This window comes from Janthinobacterium sp. LM6 (assembly GCF_002002885.1).
GTDB classification, from domain to species: domain Bacteria; phylum Pseudomonadota; class Gammaproteobacteria; order Burkholderiales; family Burkholderiaceae_D; genus Janthinobacterium; species Janthinobacterium kumbetense.
Map to the genome: position 1 here is coordinate 5,816,867 of NZ_CP019510.1, position 18,548 is coordinate 5,835,414.

Annotated in this window: 18 protein-coding genes; 15 read left to right on the forward strand and 3 right to left on the reverse strand. The window is 65.4% G+C overall.

The genetic code is table 11. The features are described from left to right. Positions 1–5: 5 nt before the first annotated feature. Positions 6–203 (reverse strand): hypothetical protein, encoded by a 198-nt coding sequence (locus BZG29_RS25520; protein WP_077408559.1) that lies wholly within the window; start codon positions 201–203, stop codon positions 6–8. Positions 204–531: 328 nt separating this feature from the next. Here BZG29_RS25520 and BZG29_RS25525 point away from each other — a divergent pair, with 328 nt between their 5' ends. The 3 genes from BZG29_RS25525 to BZG29_RS25535 are packed head-to-tail and all read left to right on the forward strand — an operon-like array spanning position 532 to position 3,661. Continuing rightward, positions 532–1,701, forward strand: a complete 1,170-nt coding sequence (locus BZG29_RS25525) for an alpha/beta fold hydrolase (protein ID WP_077408560.1) — start codon at positions 532–534, stop codon at positions 1,699–1,701. Beyond that, positions 1,698–2,114 carry a BlaI/MecI/CopY family transcriptional regulator gene (locus tag BZG29_RS25530; protein WP_077408561.1) on the forward strand — a complete coding sequence of 139 codons (417 nt, stop codon included), beginning with the start codon at positions 1,698–1,700 and terminating at the stop codon, positions 2,112–2,114. The genes BZG29_RS25525 and BZG29_RS25530 overlap by 4 nt, the downstream gene beginning before the upstream one ends. After that, on the forward strand, positions 2,114–3,661 hold the full coding sequence (locus BZG29_RS25535) for a HEAT repeat domain-containing protein (protein ID WP_077408562.1): 1,548 nt from the start codon (positions 2,114–2,116) through the stop codon (positions 3,659–3,661). The genes BZG29_RS25530 and BZG29_RS25535 overlap by 1 nt, the downstream gene beginning before the upstream one ends. A gap of 224 nt (positions 3,662–3,885) precedes the next feature. On the opposite strand, the gene BZG29_RS25540 is transcribed toward BZG29_RS25535, so the two are convergent. Then, positions 3,886–4,083, reverse strand: coding sequence for a hypothetical protein (locus BZG29_RS25540; RefSeq protein WP_077408563.1), 198 nt, complete (start codon positions 4,081–4,083; stop codon positions 3,886–3,888). Between the two features lie 265 nt (positions 4,084–4,348). On the opposite strand from BZG29_RS25540, the gene argH reads away from it, so the two are divergent. Beyond that, positions 4,349–5,746 carry an argininosuccinate lyase gene (gene argH, locus BZG29_RS25545; RefSeq protein ID WP_077408564.1) on the forward strand — a complete coding sequence of 466 codons (1,398 nt, stop codon included), beginning with the start codon at positions 4,349–4,351 and terminating at the stop codon, positions 5,744–5,746. A 51-nt stretch (positions 5,747–5,797) separates the two neighbouring features. Here the strand turns inward: argH and BZG29_RS25550 are convergent, their stop codons facing one another. Further along, a complete protein-coding gene (locus tag BZG29_RS25550; protein WP_077408565.1) occupies positions 5,798–6,454 on the reverse strand; it encodes a hypothetical protein in 657 nt (218 codons plus the stop codon). A 672-nt stretch (positions 6,455–7,126) separates the two neighbouring features. On the opposite strand from BZG29_RS25550, the gene BZG29_RS25555 reads away from it, so the two are divergent. From BZG29_RS25555 to BZG29_RS25605, 11 genes are all read left to right on the forward strand, one after another. Beyond that, positions 7,127–9,658 (forward strand): M4 family metallopeptidase, encoded by a 2,532-nt coding sequence (locus tag BZG29_RS25555; RefSeq protein WP_077408566.1) that lies wholly within the window; start codon positions 7,127–7,129, stop codon positions 9,656–9,658. Between the two features lie 243 nt (positions 9,659–9,901). Beyond that, the gene (locus BZG29_RS25560; RefSeq protein WP_077408567.1) at positions 9,902–11,095 is read left to right on the forward strand and encodes a type II secretion system F family protein; all 1,194 of its coding nucleotides are present in this window, start codon (positions 9,902–9,904) and stop codon (positions 11,093–11,095) included. Between the two features lie 22 nt (positions 11,096–11,117). Continuing rightward, positions 11,118–12,815: a GspE/PulE family protein gene (locus BZG29_RS25565; protein ID WP_077408568.1), complete on the forward strand. Its 1,698-nt coding sequence runs from the start codon at positions 11,118–11,120 to the stop codon at positions 12,813–12,815. Then, entirely contained in the window at positions 12,802–13,590 is a 789-nt protein-coding gene (locus BZG29_RS25570; RefSeq protein WP_077408569.1) for a hypothetical protein, read from the forward strand. The genes BZG29_RS25565 and BZG29_RS25570 overlap by 14 nt, the downstream gene beginning before the upstream one ends. Further along, the gene (locus tag BZG29_RS25575; protein WP_077408570.1) at positions 13,581–14,123 is read left to right on the forward strand and encodes a hypothetical protein; all 543 of its coding nucleotides are present in this window, start codon (positions 13,581–13,583) and stop codon (positions 14,121–14,123) included. Before BZG29_RS25570 ends, BZG29_RS25575 begins: the two co-directional genes overlap by 10 nt. Continuing rightward, a complete protein-coding gene (pilO, locus tag BZG29_RS25580; RefSeq protein WP_077408571.1) occupies positions 14,111–14,731 on the forward strand; it encodes a type 4a pilus biogenesis protein PilO in 621 nt (206 codons plus the stop codon). The genes BZG29_RS25575 and pilO overlap by 13 nt, the downstream gene beginning before the upstream one ends. Further along, positions 14,728–15,267 (forward strand): hypothetical protein, encoded by a 540-nt coding sequence (locus BZG29_RS25585; protein WP_077408572.1) that lies wholly within the window; start codon positions 14,728–14,730, stop codon positions 15,265–15,267. Before pilO ends, BZG29_RS25585 begins: the two co-directional genes overlap by 4 nt. A 17-nt stretch (positions 15,268–15,284) precedes the next feature. Further along, positions 15,285–17,165, forward strand: a complete 1,881-nt coding sequence (locus BZG29_RS25590; RefSeq protein ID WP_077408573.1) for a secretin and TonB N-terminal domain-containing protein — start codon at positions 15,285–15,287, stop codon at positions 17,163–17,165. Further along, positions 17,162–17,632, forward strand: coding sequence for a type II secretion system protein (locus tag BZG29_RS25595; protein ID WP_077408574.1), 471 nt, complete (start codon positions 17,162–17,164; stop codon positions 17,630–17,632). Before BZG29_RS25590 ends, BZG29_RS25595 begins: the two co-directional genes overlap by 4 nt. Positions 17,633–17,637: 5 nt before the next feature. Further along, positions 17,638–18,021 (forward strand): type II secretion system protein, encoded by a 384-nt coding sequence (locus tag BZG29_RS25600; protein WP_253192701.1) that lies wholly within the window; start codon positions 17,638–17,640, stop codon positions 18,019–18,021. Further along, on the forward strand, positions 18,008–18,544 hold the full coding sequence (locus tag BZG29_RS25605) for a type II secretion system protein (RefSeq protein ID WP_253192702.1): 537 nt from the start codon (positions 18,008–18,010) through the stop codon (positions 18,542–18,544). The genes BZG29_RS25600 and BZG29_RS25605 overlap by 14 nt, the downstream gene beginning before the upstream one ends. The last annotated feature ends 4 nt before the right edge of the window (positions 18,545–18,548 follow it).

Here is an 18,548-nt window from a genome sequence, read left to right on the forward strand (position 1 = left end):
CATCCTTACAGAGCGGCTTTTTCTTCCGCGCTCAGGCGCTTGGCGCTGACATGCACGGTGTGCATGGTGGCTTGATCGGCGCTGGCGATCATGGATGCCGGCGCGGCGCGGAACTTCGGCACGGCGGCGGTGGCCAGGCTGGTAGCAGCGGCGATGGCGATGACGGCAACGAAGATGGCTTCCATGTTTTTAGCGATGTTCATGACGGTTCCTTTGGGTGGCGGGTTGTCTGCTGCGATGATGGAACTGTAGGCGCATCGGCCGGCCATCTCCAGCGGCTTGCGACCAACCGCCCAAAAGAAGGGACAGAATGCCAACCGGCCCGATGAAAGGCAGGAAGGCTGGCTGGACGCCGTTCCCTGCGGCGGACAAGCCGCCGCCTGCATTGCTTGCAAGGGTGCTACAAATGTGGCATGCTACATTTGTAGCCAACTCAATCACCAAGGAAAACGATGCTCTCATTCGCATGGAAGTGGCCTGCTGTCTGCCGCCGTCCTGACAACGCCGGCCGTCGCCGCCGATTTTGACGGCATGGTCAGCGTCGGCGGGCATCCGCTGCACGTGGCGCAGGCTGGCACCGGACCATATACCGTCGTCTTCGAGGCGGGCTTCGCCAGCGACCTGTCGGTATGGCGCAAGGTGGCGCCGGAGGTGGCGAAGAAGGCGGCGGTGCTGCTCTACTCGCGCGCCGGCTACGGCGAGTCGCCGGCGCGCCCGCAGCCGCTCAGCATGGAGCAAAGCGTCGCCGAGTTGGCCGACGTGCTGCGCCTGCGCAAGGTGGAGGGACCGCTGATCCTGGTGGGTCATTCCTATGGCGGCTTCCTGATCCGCTATTTCGCGGCCACGCATCCGCAGCGTATCGCGGGCCTGGTCTTTGTCGACCCTGCGGATGAAGGACTGGAGGCCGCTCTCAAGCGCATCGATCCGGCGCGCGTGCAGCAGGACCAGCGCATGCTCGCTGCCAGCATCCCGGCCAAGTGGCAGGGCGAGCTGCAGACGGTCCAGGCCATCCTCGATGCGGGCAAGCTGCCGGCGATGCCGGCACTGCCCGACGTGCCGGCGGTGCTCCTTACATCCGTGCAGGCGCGTGCCGGTTCGGACTTTTTCCAGGAGACGCCGGCCATCGTCAAGATCAAGCGCGAGCGGCACGCCGCCTTCCTCAGCCAGTTTTCCAGCGGCGCGCACGTCTTCACGCCGAACAGTGGCCATGGCATCCAGATGCAGGAGCCGGAGCTGGTCGTTGCCGCCATCGGCCAGGTCATGACCCTGGCCACGCAGGGCGCCGCACGCGTGGCCAGGGCGCAGGCCAGACAAAAACTGATGGGGGAACTGGAGCACAGCGCCGCCTTGCTGGGCGAGCAGCAGAACGACGCGGCCGCAAGCCGCATCGCGCTCGCGCTGCGGGACAGCGCCCTGAGCGAAGCGGAGATCAATACGCTGGGTTTCGACCTGCTGACCAGAGCGAAGCAGACGGCGCTGGCCACGCTGGTGCTGGCGTACAATAACCAGGCTCACGCGCAGTCCGACAATGCCGCGGACAGCTACGGCGAAGCCTTGCTGGCGGACGCCCGCCCTGCGGAAGCGCAGCGCGAGTTCACGCGGGCGCTTGCGCTGGGACAGGCCAACGGTGCACGCGAACAGGCAATGGCCGGCTACCGCCAGCATCTTTCACAAGCAGAGCAAGCATTGAAATCACCATGAAAAAGAAACCCTTAGCCACTGTCCCCGCCGAGATGTACGGACTGGAAGACCTGGCACCGCGCGAGCGCCAGGTCGTCGAATGCGTGTACCGGCTGCAGGAAGCCACCGCGTCGCAAATCCAGGAAGCACTGGGCCCGGACTTGAGCAATTCGGCGGTGCGCGCCATGCTGGCGCGCCTGGAAACGAAGGGCGTACTGCAGCATCGCGTCGATGGCCAGCGCTATTTGTACAGCGCCGTGGCGCCGCAGGCGCAGGTGCGCGAGTCGGCGCTGAAAAAACTGGTCGGCACCTTTTTCAACAACTCCAAGGCCAGCGCCGCGACGGCCTTGCTCGGCATGTCCGGCGAACTGAGTGCGAAGGAGCTCGATGATCTCGAAGCGATGATCGCGAAGGCACGCCAGGAAGGCCGCTGATGGCGGGAACCGACCTCGCGCAGCTGCTGTTGAAGCATAGCGTGACGGTCGTGCTGCTGCTCTGCATGCTGCGCCTGCTGCACCGCGCATCTGCCTCGCGCCGCGTGTTTGCCACGCGCTGCGGCCTGGTGGCGCTGCTGTTGATGCCCTTGTTCTGGCTATGGCTGCCGCAGCTGCCCATGCGCATGCCGCTGGCCCTGTCGGCCCTGCTCGATCCTCCTCTGCGCATTCCCGCCGGCGTGACGACGGCCGCACTGCCCGACATCGACGCAGCCGTAGCTGCCCCGGCACGTGCCGCATGGCTGGGCCGCTGGCTGCTGGCCGCGTATGCCGTCGGCGTGGCATGCCACCTGCTGCGCCTGGCGCTGAACCTGGTGCGCCTGCACCAGGCGAGCATCGCCGCACAGGTGCTCGAAGCGCCGGCATGGACAACGGCCCTGCAAAGGCTGCATCGGTCGCTGGGCCTGCGCCGCCCCGTGCGCCTGCTGGTCTCCGCTACGGCCGCATCGCCATACAGCTGGGGCTGGCGTCAACCCGTCATCGTGCTGGACCGGCACAGCACCGGCAACGCACAGGCCGATGCCGTGCTGGCCCACGAACTGGCGCATATCCGCACCCATGACTGGCCCATGCTGCTGCTGGCGCGCGTGCTGCTTGCCCTGTACTGGTGGCACCCGCTGATGTATCCGCTGTTGCGCATGTTCGAACACGATACGGAATGCGCTGCCGATGATGCGGTGCTGGCTGCCGGCGCCACGCCATCGCGTTATGCCCACACCCTGCTCACGGTGTCGCGCCAGGCCTTCGGCGCAGGAACGGCAGGCAAGCCGGCAGCGAGCATGGCCAATCGCATTGCCAGCCGCGGCGCCATGCTGGGCGCACGCATCGCGGCGCTGCTGGAAGCCCATCGCCCGCGCGGGCGCGTCACGCTGCGTCAATGGTGGAGCGGCATGCTGTCCACCGTGGCGCTGGTGTGCGTGATCGGCAGTATCACGCTGCAAGGGGAACGGGTGCTGTGGCCGGACAGCCTGCTGCCGGGTCCCGACAGCCGGCAGCAAGACCCGGTCGCCTTGCTGCAAGCGCTCGACAACCCGAATTTCACCCGGCTTGCCAGCGCGATGCGCACCAGGGACTACACGCTGCGCCATGCGGCCGAGACGGAATCGTTCCGCCAGCGCGCCGCCATACCGGCGCTGCTGCTGGCCTTGCGCGACCCGCAGCCTGTCGTACGCCAGCTTGCCGTCTGGGCCTTCGGTGAAATGCGTTTTACGGAAACGGCACCCGCGGTGGCGGCGCTGCTGGCCGATCGCGACGCCGCGGTGCGCGCCGAGGCTGCCGCTGCGCTGGGCGACATGGGCGAGCGGCGCTGGCTGGCGCCGATGATCGCCATGCTGGGCGACAACGACGCTCTGGTGCGCCGCCGCGTGGCGCATGCGCTGGGCGACTTGCAAGCCGGCACCGCCATTCCCATGCTGCAAAGCTGCTTGAACGATCCCATTCCCGACGTGGCCAGCGAAGTGCGCTGGGCGCTGGACGAAATGCGCTAGGCGTGGCTGTCCGCTGCCGCCGGCGCGATGCCGATGGCTGATGATGGCTGGCTGATAAAAAAAATAGGGTGCCTGGCTGGAAGCGTGCGTTCCGCCTGTTGCTACGCTGTGTTGTGGATTGCTGCTGTCACCTGGGCTGGAGAGAACCGGGGGCGCCGCCCGTTCGAATTGCCTGTGACAAGATACTGCGATGTACTGCTACTGCCTGCATGGCACGGCCACGCTTACAGGGCGGCTTTTTCTTCGGCGCTCAGGCGCTTGGCGCTGACGTACACGGTGTGCATGGTGACTTGCTCGGCACTGGCGGCAATGGGTGCCGGCGCAGCGCGGAACTTCGGCACGGCGGCGGTCGCCAGGCTGGTGGCGGCGGCGATGGCGATGATGGCGACGAAGATGGCTTCCATGTTTTTAGCGATGTTCATGATGATGTCCTTTGGGTGGCTGGTTGTGTGCTGCGATGATTGAACTGTAGGCCGATCCCCGCTGAACCGCCATCGGATTGCGACCAAACGCACAATTCGCGGGACAGAATACAAAAAGCCCGGATGGAACGCACAACGTGCCCGCGCCGTGGCATTTGAGGCTTGCCAGCCCCAATCCTGGCCATTTCAGCGCCCTGCAAGCCCCTAAAAGCCCTACCACCGGCCAACCTTGTTTATAATCGCCCTACACTAAAGGACTTCTTTCATGACTGATCAATTCTCCAAAAAGGGCGAAGCCTGGTCGGCCCGGTTTTCCGAACCGGTCTCGGACCTCGTCAAGCGCTACACAGCTTCTGTATTTTTTGACAAGCGCCTGGCGCTGTTCGACATCGAAGGTTCGCTGGCCCATGCGGAAATGCTGCATGCGCAAGCCATCATCAGCCCGGCCGACTACGCGGAAATCCAGCGCGGCATGGCGCAAATCTCGCAGGAAATCGCCGCCGGCCAGTTCGAATGGCTGCTGGACCTGGAAGATGTCCACCTGAATATTGAAAAACGCCTGACCGAACTGGTAGGCGATGCGGGCAAGCGCTTGCACACGGGCCGTTCGCGCAACGACCAGGTAGCGACAGACATTCGCCTGTACGTGCGCTCCGCCATCGACGACATCACCGCCCTGCTGGCGACGTTCCGCAGCGCGCTGACGGACCTGGCCGAACAGCATGCCGACACCATCATGCCGGGCTTTACCCACATGCAGGTGGCCCAGCCGATCACCTTCGGCCACCACATGCTGGCGTATGTCGAGATGTTCGGCCGCGACGCCGAGCGCATGGCCGATTGCCGCAAGCGCGTCAACCGCCTGCCGCTGGGCGCCGCCGCCCTGGCCGGCACCACCTTCCCCATCGACCGCCTGCGCGTGGCCAAGACGCTGGGCTTTGACGACGTCTGCCACAACTCGCTCGACGCCGTGTCGGACCGCGATTTCGCCATCGAATTTTGCGCCGCCTCCGCCGTGCTGATGATGCACGTGTCGCGCATGGCCGAAGAACTGGTGATCTGGATGAGCCCACGCATCGGCTTCATCGACATCGCCGACCGCTTCTGCACCGGCTCGTCGATCATGCCGCAAAAGAAAAACCCTGACGTGCCGGAACTGGCGCGTGGCAAGACGGGTCGCGTGTATGGCCACCTGACTGGCCTCTTGACCCTGATGAAAGGCCAGCCGCTGGCCTACAACAAGGACAACCAGGAAGACAAGGAACCGCTGTTCGACACCGTCGACACCGTCATCGACACCCTGCGCATCTTCGCCGACATGGCCGGCGGCATCACGGTGAAACCGGAAGCGATGCGCGCGGCAGCCCTGCAGGGTTATGCCACGGCGACCGACCTGGCCGACTACCTGGTCAAGAAGGGCTTGCCGTTCCGCGACGCCCATGAAGCGGTAGCCCTGGCCGTGCGCGCCTGCGTCGACGCCGGCTGCGACCTGGCCGACCTGTCTTTGGCCCAGCTGCGCGCGTTTTCCCCGCTGACGGACGAAGACGTGTTTGCCGTGCTGACCCTGGAAGGTTCCGTCGCCGCGCGCGACCACGTGGGCGGCACCGCTCCCCGCCAGGTACGCGCCGCGATCGCCCGCGTGCGTACGCAGCTGGAAAAATAAACGGGCTGCGTCCCGCCAGCGCCCCGCTGCATCGCTGCAGCGGGGCGTTTTTCATTGGGCGACGATTTTCGACAGCACGGCAAAGGCGGCCCCCGTCTGCGAGGCCTCCAGCAGCAAGGTCAGCTCCGTATAGGTGCAGATGATGTTGATCAGATTGATGCGCTCCCACGCCAGGCGCTTGAGAATGGCGTGATACACGCCCGGCGTGTAGCAGGTTTCGGGCGCCAGGTGCAAGGTCACGGCCGTCACGCGTTCGAGGCGCGCCAGCTCCTGCTCTTCGCCGAAAACCTCTTCCACCAGCGCATGCAGGCTGCGGCTGCAGATCACCATCACCTCGTTGACGCCGCGCGTGACGGTAATGAACGTGCCCCGCTGGGGCGCGGCCAGCGCCAGCAACTGGCGCTGGCAGGCATACGTCTGGTCGGAGTAACGGTAGGTAAAAATCATCAGTTCGCTGCGCGTGGACAGTTCGCCCGCGCGGTGCGCCAGTACGATCTCGCCGCTGTTCTGCTGCGGCATGCGTTCGGCCAGGCGGCGCAGCGCCATCACCACGGCGGCCTGGCCCACCGGTTTCCATAAGTCGCTCTGCAATTGCGGCTGCAGCTGGCGCGCCAGTTCCGACAGGTTGAGCAAGCCCCGGCCCAGTCCCTCGCTGAGAAAAGCCGATTCCATCACGATCTGTTCCACTTTGGTCGCTATCGAAAGCATAGTTCGTCGGGCCGGTGATTCCGGTGCACGCACCAGGAGCCGGCAACCCTTCCTGAAAAAAGGATGCACTGCGCCAGCGGCCGCACCGGGCGGCGCGGTCGGACTCGCTGAAAAGCCCCCCTCGCGGGGGAAGGGCCGGTTAGCGGCGGCTAGGAAGGCGGATGCAGCATGAATGCCGCTCCAGAGGGGAAATGGCTGAAACCAACAGCAGAAAACAGAACTGACGTCATGTGAAACTCCCGATTTTTTTCCCGATGCGCTGTATCTGGACGCGGTCATTGCCGCGTGCGCTTTTTTTGTCTTCGCGTGATCCGCTGGGGACCACGTGAAGACCTAGTGTAGATCGCAACATTTAGAAAATGCAACAGTGTTTTTCCAACAGAGCGCGCCATTAGGGGAAGTAGTCCAAAACAAAAGTTGCAGCTTGTGGTAGATCAAACTTTCCAACGATACAGCGCCGATAAATGTTCAATTCTTAACAAAAATTCGCGTAGTGACCCATTTCTTGAATTTTTTGACATGGCGATCTCGACAAGTTTAGTGTCCCCCTACCCGGCGTCATGCCGCCACAAAACGGCAGGCTATCCGCCCGCCGCCAGGCACGCCGGGGTGGCCATCAGGCATCGCGGCCAGCTCATTCACCATTTCCTTAACCGATACCATGGAGCAGAAATGAATTTACGTTTGACGATAGTTGCCGCATCCATCGCCGCCCTGCCGCTGATGGCCACCACGGCAGATGCCGCCACGCCGCTGCCACAGACCCTGATGGCCGCCCCGGTCAGCCTGGCCTCTCCACAAGAGAACGCCAGCCTGGTCAACAAGCTGGCCGCGCAGGCACGCAGCCGCGGCCTGAATACCGAGCATGGCTTTGCCGTCGGCGCCCAGCATCCGGGCGTCAGCGGCACGCGTGTGAGCCGCGTACAGCACACCTACAAGGGCTTGCCCGTCTTCGGTTCCGAGACGGTCGTGGTCAGCAACAACGCCGGCGACATCGTCAGCGAATCCGTGTCGGACCGCGCTTCCGGCCTCGGTAGCGGCGGCGTCAATTCCGTCACCCGCAGCGCCACCACCGACATCGACACCACGCCGGCCGTCAGCACCGCCGCCGCCATCGCCGCTGCCGTGAAAAGCATCGGCGTGCAGGCCGTCGACCATGTGCCGCCGCATGCGCAGCTGCTGATCTACCCCGTCATGAAAACGGTGCGCGTGGCCGGCGCCGAGAACAAGTCGGAAGCCGCGCTGAACGCCCTCGACGTGCAGGACGTGGTCGACCACTACGAGCTGGCCTATCTGGTGCAGACGCGCATGATCAGCGGCAGCAAGCCGGTCTACTACGACACCGTCGTCAGCGCCAAGGATGGCCGCATCCTGCGCCAGTGGAAAGCCCTGAAAACCGTCGCCGGCATCGGCAACAGCCAGTACAACGGCCAGGTACCGCTCAACACCACGCTCACGGGCAGCACCTACACCATGAAGGACCCGAGCCGCGGCACGGGCGGCAGCTTCGGCGGCATGGCCATCACGAATGCCAACCACGGCACCACCTCGGGCAGCGTGTACAGCAGCACCAGCAATACCTGGGGCGACGGCCAGCAGTACATCAACGGCGGCAGCACCACCAACGCCAACGGCCAGACGGCGGCCGTGAACGCGATGTGGGGCCTGATGAACACCTACGACACGCACAAGAATGTGCTGGGCTGGTCCAGCCTGGACGGCAACAACACGGCTACCCACATCGCCGCCCACGTCAACACGGCCTACGACAACGCCTACTACGACAGCAGCTGCAAGTGCATGTACATCGGCGACGGCGGCAGCTCGTTCAACAACCTCGGTTCCATCGACGTGATCGGCCACGAAATGGGCCACGGCATCACGGACGCCACCTCGGGCCTAATCTACTCGCAAGAGTCGGGCGGCTTGAACGAATCGAGCTCGGACATCGCGGGCGAGATGGTGGAAGCCTATGCGCGCGCCGGCGGCACGGGCAGCAGCATCCCCAACACGGGCAACGATTGGATGACGGGCAAGGAAATCGCCAAGAATGGCCAGCCGCTGCGCTGGCTGTACAAGCCAAGCAAGGATGGCAGCAGCCCGAATGCGTGGAGCAGCACCATCAAGAACCTCGACGTCCACTACAGCAGCGGCCCGAACAACCGCATGTTCTACTTCCTGTCGCAAGGTTCGAACTCCACGTCCAGCAGCGACTACTACAGCTCGTACCTGAACAAAAGCCCGCTGGCCATGACCGGTATCGGCAGCGACAAGGCATACCGCATCTGGTTCAAGGCCGCCACCACCAAGTTCACCTCGTCGACCAACTATGCCGACGCGCGCAACAAGGTGCTGCAGGCAGCCGAGGAACTGTATGGCGTGGGCAGCGCCGAGGCTATCGCCGTCAAGCGCGCGTATGCGGCCATCAACGTGGGCGCCGACGTCGATGAATCGACCACGGGCGGCGCGGTGACCATCACCAGCCAGCCGGCCAGCATCACCGTCGCACCGGGCGCCACCGCCTCGTTCGCCGTGGGCGCGGGCGGCGGCACGGCGCCGTACACCTACAAGTGGTACCGCAACGGTGCCGTGATCAGCGGCGCCACGTCGCCCGCCTACAGCTTCACGACCGTGGCGGCCGACAGCGGCGCCGTCTTCAAGGCCACGGTGACGGATTCCTCCTCGCCCGCCGTGACGGCCACATCGAACAACGCCACGCTGACGGTGGGCACGAGCAGCGCCACCGAACGCGTGACGAACGGCGGTTTCGAGTCCGGCGCCACGGGCTGGAGCGGCACCACGGGCGCCATCGGCACGTTTACGGGGCAAACCGCGTACGAAGGCACGCAGTACGCCTGGCTGGGCGGCAATGGCGCCACGGCCAGCGAATCGCTGACGCAAAGCGTGGCCATTCCGGCCGCCGCCACGTCCGCCAGCCTGACCTTTGCGCTGCATATCGACACGGCTGAAACGGGCAATACCGTGTACGACAAGCTGGTCGTCACCGTGAAAAACAGCGCCGGCACGGTGCTGGGCACCCTGGCCTCGTACTCGAACGTGAACAAGGCTGCCGGCTACCAGATCCGCACGTTTGACCTGATCGCCTACAAGGGCCAGACCGTGCAGATCTCGTTTGCCGCGACCGAGGACGCATCGCTGCAAACCTCGTTCGTGATCGACAAGGTCAGCCTGGTTACCCAGTAAGCGGCTAAACATGCGGGCAAGCCATCGATACAAGGCTTGCCCGCACAGCACGATTGATTTTCTGGCAATTACAGTCTACCCTGAGGCAGTGATTGCATCTTGCCTGCTGCCGGTACCCGCGACGAATTGAACTTTTTTTGGATTGTTCCTGACCGATGCCTACTTCGACCTTGTCCGCACGCGCTTTCCCCCATTCCAGCCTGTCCATTTTTACGCCTGCCACCATGCTCGCCTGACGCGACCATGCAGTTCCACCTCCAGGTGCAGGGCCCGGCGGGCAGCCAGGCGCTGGCCATCGACGCCGCCAGCGAGGCCGAGGCGATCCGCGCGGCCGTGCGCGGCGGCTGGCGCGTGCTGGCCGTCGACGATGGCGCGGCGCAGGAGGCTGGCGTCGCGCCGCGCCCGGGCAAGCAGGGCTTGCCCCTGCTGCAATTCAGCCAGGAGCTGCTGGCCCTGCTCGAAGCGGGCCTGAACCTGGGCGAGGCCATGGCCACCCTGCACAACAAGGAAACGCGCGCGGGCGCCAGGGCCACCCTGGCCGCCATCGTGCTCACCCTGCAACAGGGGCAAAGCTTTTCCGACACCCTGGCCGGTTTCCCCGACATTTTCCCCGACATCTACATCGCCACCGTGCATGCGGCCGAACGCTCAGGCAACCTGCCCGAGGCGCTGGCGCGCTTCGTCGGCTACCAGCTGCAGTTCGACGCCATCCGCAAAAAACTCATTTCCGCCGCCATCTACCCGTGCATGCTGCTCGTCGTCGGCGGCCTGGTGACCCTGTTCCTGCTCGGCTATGTGGTGCCGAAGTTCAGCGTCGTCTACGAAAGTTCGGGCCGCGAAATCCCCTGGATGTCGCAGATGCTGCTGGGCTTTGGCCAGACCCTGGCCGCGCATCCGCTGCTGTGCGCCGGCGCGCTGGCCGCGGCCGTCGGCGCCGTGGTCTTCGGCATCGCCAATGCCGGTGCGCGCCAGGCCCTCATCTTGCGCCTGCTGCGCCTGCCCGTGCTGGCCGGGAAGGCGGCGGAATTCCGCCTGGCGCGCTTCTACCGGGCCCTGAGCCTGCTGCTGCACGCCGGCATCCCGCTGCACAAGGCGCTGGCCATGGTCGCGCCCATGCTGCTGCCGGCGCAGCAGGAGCAGCTGGCGCAGGCACGCCGCGCGGTGCAGGAAGGCATGCCGTTTTCCACCGCGCTGGAATACGCCGGCATGGCCACGCCGGTGGCGCAATCGCTGCTGAAAGTGGGTGAAAACACGGGCCGCCTGGGCGACATGCTGGAACGCTCGGCCAAGTTCCACGACGAAGAATTCGCCCGCTGGGTGGACTGGGCCTCGCGCCTGCTCGAACCGCTCTTGATGACCATCATCGGCGTCGTCATCGGCGGCGTGGTGGTGCTGATGTACATGCCGATCTTTGAACTGGCCGGGAGCTTATCGTGAACGTTATCGTGAGGATCATGCCATGAACGCACGCGACGAAGAACGGGCCGTGCTCGATGCCGCCATGCTGCGCCGGGCCCACGCCAGCGCGCTGGAACAGGGTCGTCCGCAAATGGCCGTGCTGCAGGAAACGGCGGCCCTGCCGCCCGAAGTCTTTTTGCGCCAGCTGGCCGCCCTGTTCCGCTATCCGGCCTGGACGATGGCCGAACTGCAAGCCGCCTTGCCCGCCTTTGCCCTGCTGCCCTACACGGATTGCGCCCAACGCGACTGCGTGCTGCTGCACCCAAGCGTTCCCGGCACGCCGCCCGTGCTTGTCATCGGCAACCCATTTGCCGAAGACTTGCTGCAGTGGGCCGACTTCGCCCTGTCCACGCCCTTCACCGTGGCGCTGGCGCACCCGGACGACCTGGCCGCCTATCTGCTGCAGCAGGAAAGCGTGCAGCAGGCGATGCAGGAAATGCAGCACGGGGATGACGTGCCAGGACTCGACCAGAGCATCGAAGACATCTCGCTGATACGCATCAGCGAGGACAGCAGCCCCGTGGTGAAACTGGTGAACTCCACCATCTACGACGCCCTGAAATTCCAGGCCAGCGATATCCACCTCGAATGCGACGTGGCCAGCCTGGTCATCAAATACCGCGTCGACGGCGTGCTGGTACAGGCGGGCCAGGTGCAGGGACTGGCGATGGCGGAACAGATCATCTCGCGCATCAAGGTGATGGCCGATCTCGACATCGCCGAGCGCCGCATCCCCCAGGATGGCCGCTTCAAGGTGCGCGTGAAAGGGGCGGAAATCGATTTTCGCGTTTCCATCATGCCCAATATCTTTGGCGAGGACGCCGTGCTGCGCCTGCTGGACCGGCGCGCGCTGACGGAGGCGGCGCAGGCGCTGCGCCTGGAAAGCCTGGGCCTGAACGAGGACGCCATCGAACATATCCGCCGCCTGGCCGCCAAGCCGCACGGCATGCTGCTGGTGACGGGGCCCACCGGTTCCGGCAAGACCACCACCCTGTACGCGGCCATCACGGAAATCAATACGGGGCGCGACAAGATCGTCACCATCGAGGACCCCGTCGAATACCGGCTGCCGCGCGTGCTGCAGATCCCCGTCAATGAAAAGAAGGGCCTGACGTTCGCGCGCGGCCTGCGCTCCATCCTGCGCCATGACCCCGACAAGATCATGATCGGCGAAATCCGCGACGATGAAACGGCGCAGATCGCCGTGCAGGCCGCGCTCACGGGCCACCTGGTATTTACCACCGTGCACGCGAATAACGTCTTCGACGTGGTCGGGCGCTTCCTGCACATGGGCGTCGATGCCTACAGCTTCGCGGCGGCCCTGAACGGCATCGTGGCGCAGCGCCTGCTGCGCCTCAATTGCGCCCATTGCGCCGTCGACGCCAGCGCCGAGGTGCTGGCCGATGCGCAGCAACTGCGCGACAGCGGCCTGGCCCTGCACCAGGTGCAGGACTGGCAATTCATGGCCGGCAAGGGCTGCGGCCATTGCCGCGGCACCGGCTACAAGGGCCGCAAGGCCGTCGCCGAAGTGCTGATGCTCAACGACGCGATGCGCGAAATGATCTGCACGCGTGCTCCCCTGAGCCAGATGAAGGAAGAGGCGGCTCGCAACGGCTTTCGCCTGGCGCGCGAAGCGGGCCTGGACCTGGTGCGGCGCGGCGAAACCACTTTAGCGGAGCTCAATCGTGTCACTTATTGAACGCCTTACCCGCGCCACCCTGTGCCTGCACCTGGCGCCGCACGGACTGCACGGCGTGCTGCGCCGCGCCGGCCGTCCCGTGTCCGACAGCACCTTCCACCTGCCCATTGCGAACCCCGACGCCAGCTGGGAAGTGGCGCTGGCCGCCCTGCGCGGCTGGCTCGAACAGCACAATGAAAAAAAACTGCCGCTGGCCGTCAGCCTGGCCAGCCGCTGGTGCGCCATGCTGATGGTGCCGTGGAGCGGCGCCCTGCTCGACGCGGCCAGCGCACAGCGCTTCCTGCACAGCCAGTTCGCTGCCGTCTATGGCGATGGCGCGCGCGCCTGGCGCCTGGCTGCCGACGATGCGCCCTACGGCAAGCCGCGCCTGGCCTGCGGCACCGATGCAGGCCTGCTGCAAGGCGTGCAGGATGCGGCCGCCGCGCATGGCCGGCGCCTCCTCTCCATCGAACCCATCGCCGGGCCGGCCTGGCGCAGCATCGCCGCTGGAAAACCTGCCGCCTTCGCCCTGGTGGAAGCGGGACGGCTGCTGCTGGCAACGACGGGCGGCGGGCGCATCACTGGCCTGCATAGCCAATCCTGCGGCGCCGCCTGGAGCGACGAACTGGATCGGGCGTGGCGGCGCTGGAACTTGCGCGCGCCGCAGCTGGACGCGATCGAGCAAGTGGCGCTGCTCGATCTGAGCGGCGAACCGCAGGATGCGCTGCCGGCGCGCTTCCAGCCCGTTGCCGTGGCCAGCGCCGCGCACCTGATACGGGAGGCCGCATGGGCCTGAGCCGCATCGACTTCGTGCCTCCCGGCGCGGCGCGGGCGTTCAGCGGCTGGCGCCTGGCCCTGTGCCTGGCGGGCGGCTTGATGCTGCTGCCGGCCGCCGTGTACTGGCTGGTGCAGGCGCAGGAGACGCGGCGCCTGGAAGCGCAACTGGCGCAGCTGCAGCCCGCGCGCCCCGTGCGCGCGCCCCTTTCGGCGAGCCAGCAGCGCGAACGCGACCTCGAACTGAAACAGGTGGCTGCCGCCGTGCGCCAGCTTAACTTGCCCGTCACGCGCCTGGTCAGGACGGTACAGCCGCCGCGCGACGTGCGCATCGCCTTGCTGGGGTTGGACCTGAATGCGCAGCAAGGACAGGATGGCGCCAGCGTCCTGAAAATCGCCGCCGAAGCGGAAACGCCGCAGGACATGCTCAATTACCTGGCCTTCCTGAACCAGCAGCCCATGTTCAGCTCTGTGTATCTGCTCAAGCACGAGATGAACGCCAACGCGCCCGAACACCCGTACCGTTTTCAGCTGGAGGCGCAATGGCGGCAATAAAACCCGTGTTCAAAGCCGGCGCGCCCGTGGCCCGTCCACGCCTGCAGCTGCGCATGCCGCCGCGCCTGCAGTGGGAAGCGCAACGGTTGTGGCGTACCCTGGGCTGGCCCAGCGCCCTCGGCGCGGCCTGCCTGGCGCTGGCCGCTTTCGCCATGCAGCAGGGCGATGCGCTGGCCGCACGCCAGCGGCAACTGGCGGCGCAACTGGCCGCTGCGGCCAGACAGTCGGCGCTGCCGCCGGCACCAATCACGCTCGATGCCGATGCGGACAGCCTGGCCGCCTTTCACGCCTACCTGCCCGCGCACGACAGCATTCCCGACCAGCTGAAAACCTTGCTGGAAGTGGCGCAAAAGAGCGGCGTCACCCTGGCAAAGGCCGACTACAAGCCGCAGGAAGATGGCAATACGGCCTTTTTGCGCTACCAGATCACCCTGCCCGTGAAGGCCGAATACGCGCAGCTGCAAACGTTCATCGTCGACGCCTTGCAGGAGCTGCCCACCCTGACGCTCGACTCCGTGCTGTTCAAGCGAGAGCAGATCGAGGCGGGCGAGATCGACGCGCGCATCCAGTTCATCCTGCTGGTGAAAAAGGCGGAGGTACGCCGATGAAGAAAGTCGTACTGGGAGGCGCCGCCGTGGCGACCTTGCTGGCAGCCCTCTTCGCACCCGAGGATGAAGGCAGCATCGTGGGACCGGCCACGGCCACCACGCGCCAGGTGGAACGGGTGACGCCAGCACCCGTGCTTCCCGATGCCGCCGCGCCGGCGCCTGGCCGTCCGCTGGCGATCCATCCGCGGCGCGCGCTCGACGATGACGAAGCGGCCACCCTGTTTTCCAAGCAAAGCTGGCAGCCCGATACGCCGAAAAAGATCATGCTCGACCAGCAGGCGGCGCAGGCCACGCGCACTGTCGCCGCCGTCGACGCGAACGCACCGCCACCACTGCCCTTTCAATTCGTTGGCCGTTTCGTCGACGAAGGCAGGGCTGCCTACTTCCTGCAAGCGGGCGAACGCAACGTGGTGGCGCGGCCAGGCGACACGCTCGAAGAGCGCTACCGCTTCGACGGCGTGGTGCAGGGCGCACTGCAATTTACCTATCTGCCGCTCAACCTGAAACAGACACTCGCCGTAGGGGACCTCAATTGAAACAACGCGCCGCACGTATGTCACGCCCTGTCATCGCCCTGCTGCCGATGCTGTCCCTGCTGGCCGCCTGCGCCGGCAACCAGGCCTACAACGACGGCCAGGCCATGCTGGGAGCGGGCCGCACGGAACAGGGCCTGGCCCTGCTGGAACAGGCCGCGCAAGCCGAACCGACCAACGCCAAGTACCGCATCGCCGTCACGAATGGCAGGATGCGCGCGCTGAATAACCTGAACGGCCGCGCCGAAGCGCTGCGCCAGCAGGGCAACCTGGCCGGGGCACAAGCGCTGTACCAGCAGGCGCTGGCGCTGGATGCCAGCAACGACGTGGCGCAGCGGGGCCTGGCCGGCGTGGCGCAGGAGGAACGTCACCGCAAGTTGGTGCAGGAAGCGCAGGCCAGCTACCAGCGCGGCGGCGAAGCGAATATCGCGCAGGCGCAGGAAGCGTTGCGCCAGGTGCTGCAGGAACGGCCCGCACAGCGCGAGGCGCTGGCCCTGAAAAGCCGCATCAGCGAGGCGCAGTCAAAAAATCTGCCATCCGGCGGCAAGCTGGCGGCCGCCTACCGCAAACCCGTGACCCTCGAATTTCGCGACGCGCCGCTGCGCTCCGTGTTCGATCTTCTCAGCAAGGTGTCGGGCCTGAACTTCGTCTTCGACAAGGAAGTCGACCCCGCCCTGCGCGCCACCATCTCCGTGCGCGACACAAGCATCGAAGAGGCGATCGCCATGCTGCTGGGCGCCAACCAGCTCGAACAGAGCGTCACCAGCGATAAATCGATCACGATCTACCCGAACACGCCGCAAAAGGTGAAGGACTACCAGCAGCTCGTGGTGCGCACTTTCTTCCTCGCCAATGCGGATGTCAAGACGGTGGCGTTTTCCATCAAGACCCTGCTCAAGGCCAAGGATGTCGTCACCGATGAACGCCTGGGCATCATCATGCTGCGCGATACGCCGGAAATGGTACGCATGGCCGAACGCATCATCAACGTGCAGGACCTGGCCGACCCGGAAGTGATGCTGGAGGTGGAAGTGCTGGAGGTGAAGCGCACGCGCCTGATGGAACTGGGCGTGCGCTGGCCGGACCAGGCTAGCCTGACACTGGCCGGCGTCGCAGGTAGCACGGGAGGCCTCGGTGGCTTGAAGGTGGCGGACCTGCACCGCATCAATGGCGACAATATCAACCTGGGCATCGGCGGCGTCACCCTGAACGCCAACAAGACGGACAGCGACAGCAATATCCTGGCCAACCCGCGCATCCGCGTGCGCAATAAGGAAAAGGCCAAGATCCTCATCGGCGACCGCGTGCCCGTCATCACCGTCACGACGAACAACGGCGTCAGTTCCGACAGCGTCAACTACATCGACGTGGGCCTGAAGCTCGACGTGGAACCGAACGTCTACCTGGACGACGAAGTGGCCATCAAGATCAACCTGGAAGTGTCGAACGTCGTCAAGGAAGTGATCAGCAAGACGGGCACGCAGGCTTACCAGATCGGCACGCGCAGCGCCTCGACGGTCCTGCGCCTGAAAGACGGCGAAACGCAGGTGCTGGCAGGCCTGATCAGCGACGAAGACCGGGGTACGGCCAACAAGGTGCCGGGCGTGGGCGAACTGCCCGTGCTGAACCGCCTGTTCGGCAGCCAGAAGGACGACGCCATGCGCAGCGAAATCGTGCTGTCGATCACGCCGCGCCTGCTGCGCAGCATCCGCCGCCCGGACCTGATGACGGCCGAATTCAACTCCGGCACCGAGGCATCCGTGGGCGGCCGTGCCAGCGTCGGCGGCTCTGCCGAGGCCATCGCCGCGCCAGAGCAAGCCGCCCCACGCAGCGGCTCGCCCATGACGGGCGGCGACGAGGCGCCAGCGGCAGGCGACAAGTCCGGCAAAGGTGGCCAATGAAGCAACAAGGCTTTACCTTCATCGAACTGATGATCACCCTGGCCATCATGGCGACCCTGGCCACGGTGGCCGTGCCGATGGCGCAGGTGGCCTTGCAACGGGCGAAGGAACAGCAATTGCGCAGCGCGCTGATCGAGATACGCGAAGCGATCGATACCTACAAGCGCGCTTCGGACAATGGTCGCATCAAGCTGTCGCTGGGCGCATCCGGCTATCCGAAAAAGCTCGAGGAACTGGTCGAGGGCGTGCCCGACCAACGCAGTCCCTCGAAGCAGAACATCTATTTTTTGCGCCGCCTGCCGCGCGACCCGTTCCTGTCCAGGGAAGACGGCAGCGCGGCCGACAGCTGGGGCAAGCGCGCCTACGCTTCGCCGCCCGATAATCCCAGCGAAGGCGAAGACGTGTTTGACGTCGCCTCGCGCTCGACCAAGGTGGGCCTGAACGGCGTGCCGCTCAAGGAATGGTGATCGCCATGCAGACAACTGGCCCGCGGCGCGGCTTTACCCTGGTCGAACTGCTGGTGGTGCTGGCCATCATCTCGCTGCTGCTGACGATCGCCATTCCCCGCTATTTCGGCTCGGTGGAAAAGTCCAAGGAAGTCGCCCTGAAGGAAAACCTGCAGGTGCTCAGGAGCGGCCTCGATAAATACTATGCCGACAAGGGCGAGTATCCGGCCGCGCTGGCCGACCTGGTGACCCACCATTACTTCCGCAGCGTGCCGCTGGACCCCGTCACGGAGTCCAGCGCCACCTGGCAGCTGATCCCTTCGCCCAATGGCGAAATTGGCGGCGTGGCGGACGTGCGCAGCGGCGCCAAGGGCAAGACGCGCGAGGGCATCCCGTTTGAGCAGCTCTAGTTTCCAGCGCCGCGCACGGGGCTTCGCGTATATCTGGACCCTGATTCTGGTCGCTTTCATGGGCGTGGGCCTGGTGCTGGCCAGCGAATTGCATGCCACGGCTGCGCGGCGCGACAAGGAACGCGAGCTGCTGTTCATCGGCCATGAATTTCGCAATGCGCTGGGCCGCTACTACAACAGCACGCCGGGCGATGGCCGCCCGCGCTATCCGCTGACCCTGCAGGAACTGCTGCGCGACCCGCGCTTCGCCAACGCCCGGCGGCATTTGCGCCGTCTGTATGCGGACCCCGTCACGGGCAAAGCGGAATGGGGCGTGCTGCGCCAGGAGGGACGTATCGTCGGCATCCATTCGCTGTCGCCGCAGCTCCCCATCAAGCAGGACAATTTTCTCGACGAAGACGCCAGCCTGCGCCGCAAGCAACGCTACGCGGACTGGCACTTCACGTATCCGCACGACCTGGTGCTGGCCCAGCCCGATGCCGCCGGCGGCGCGCCCGGGCTCAAGCCGAAAAGCGCGAACTGATATC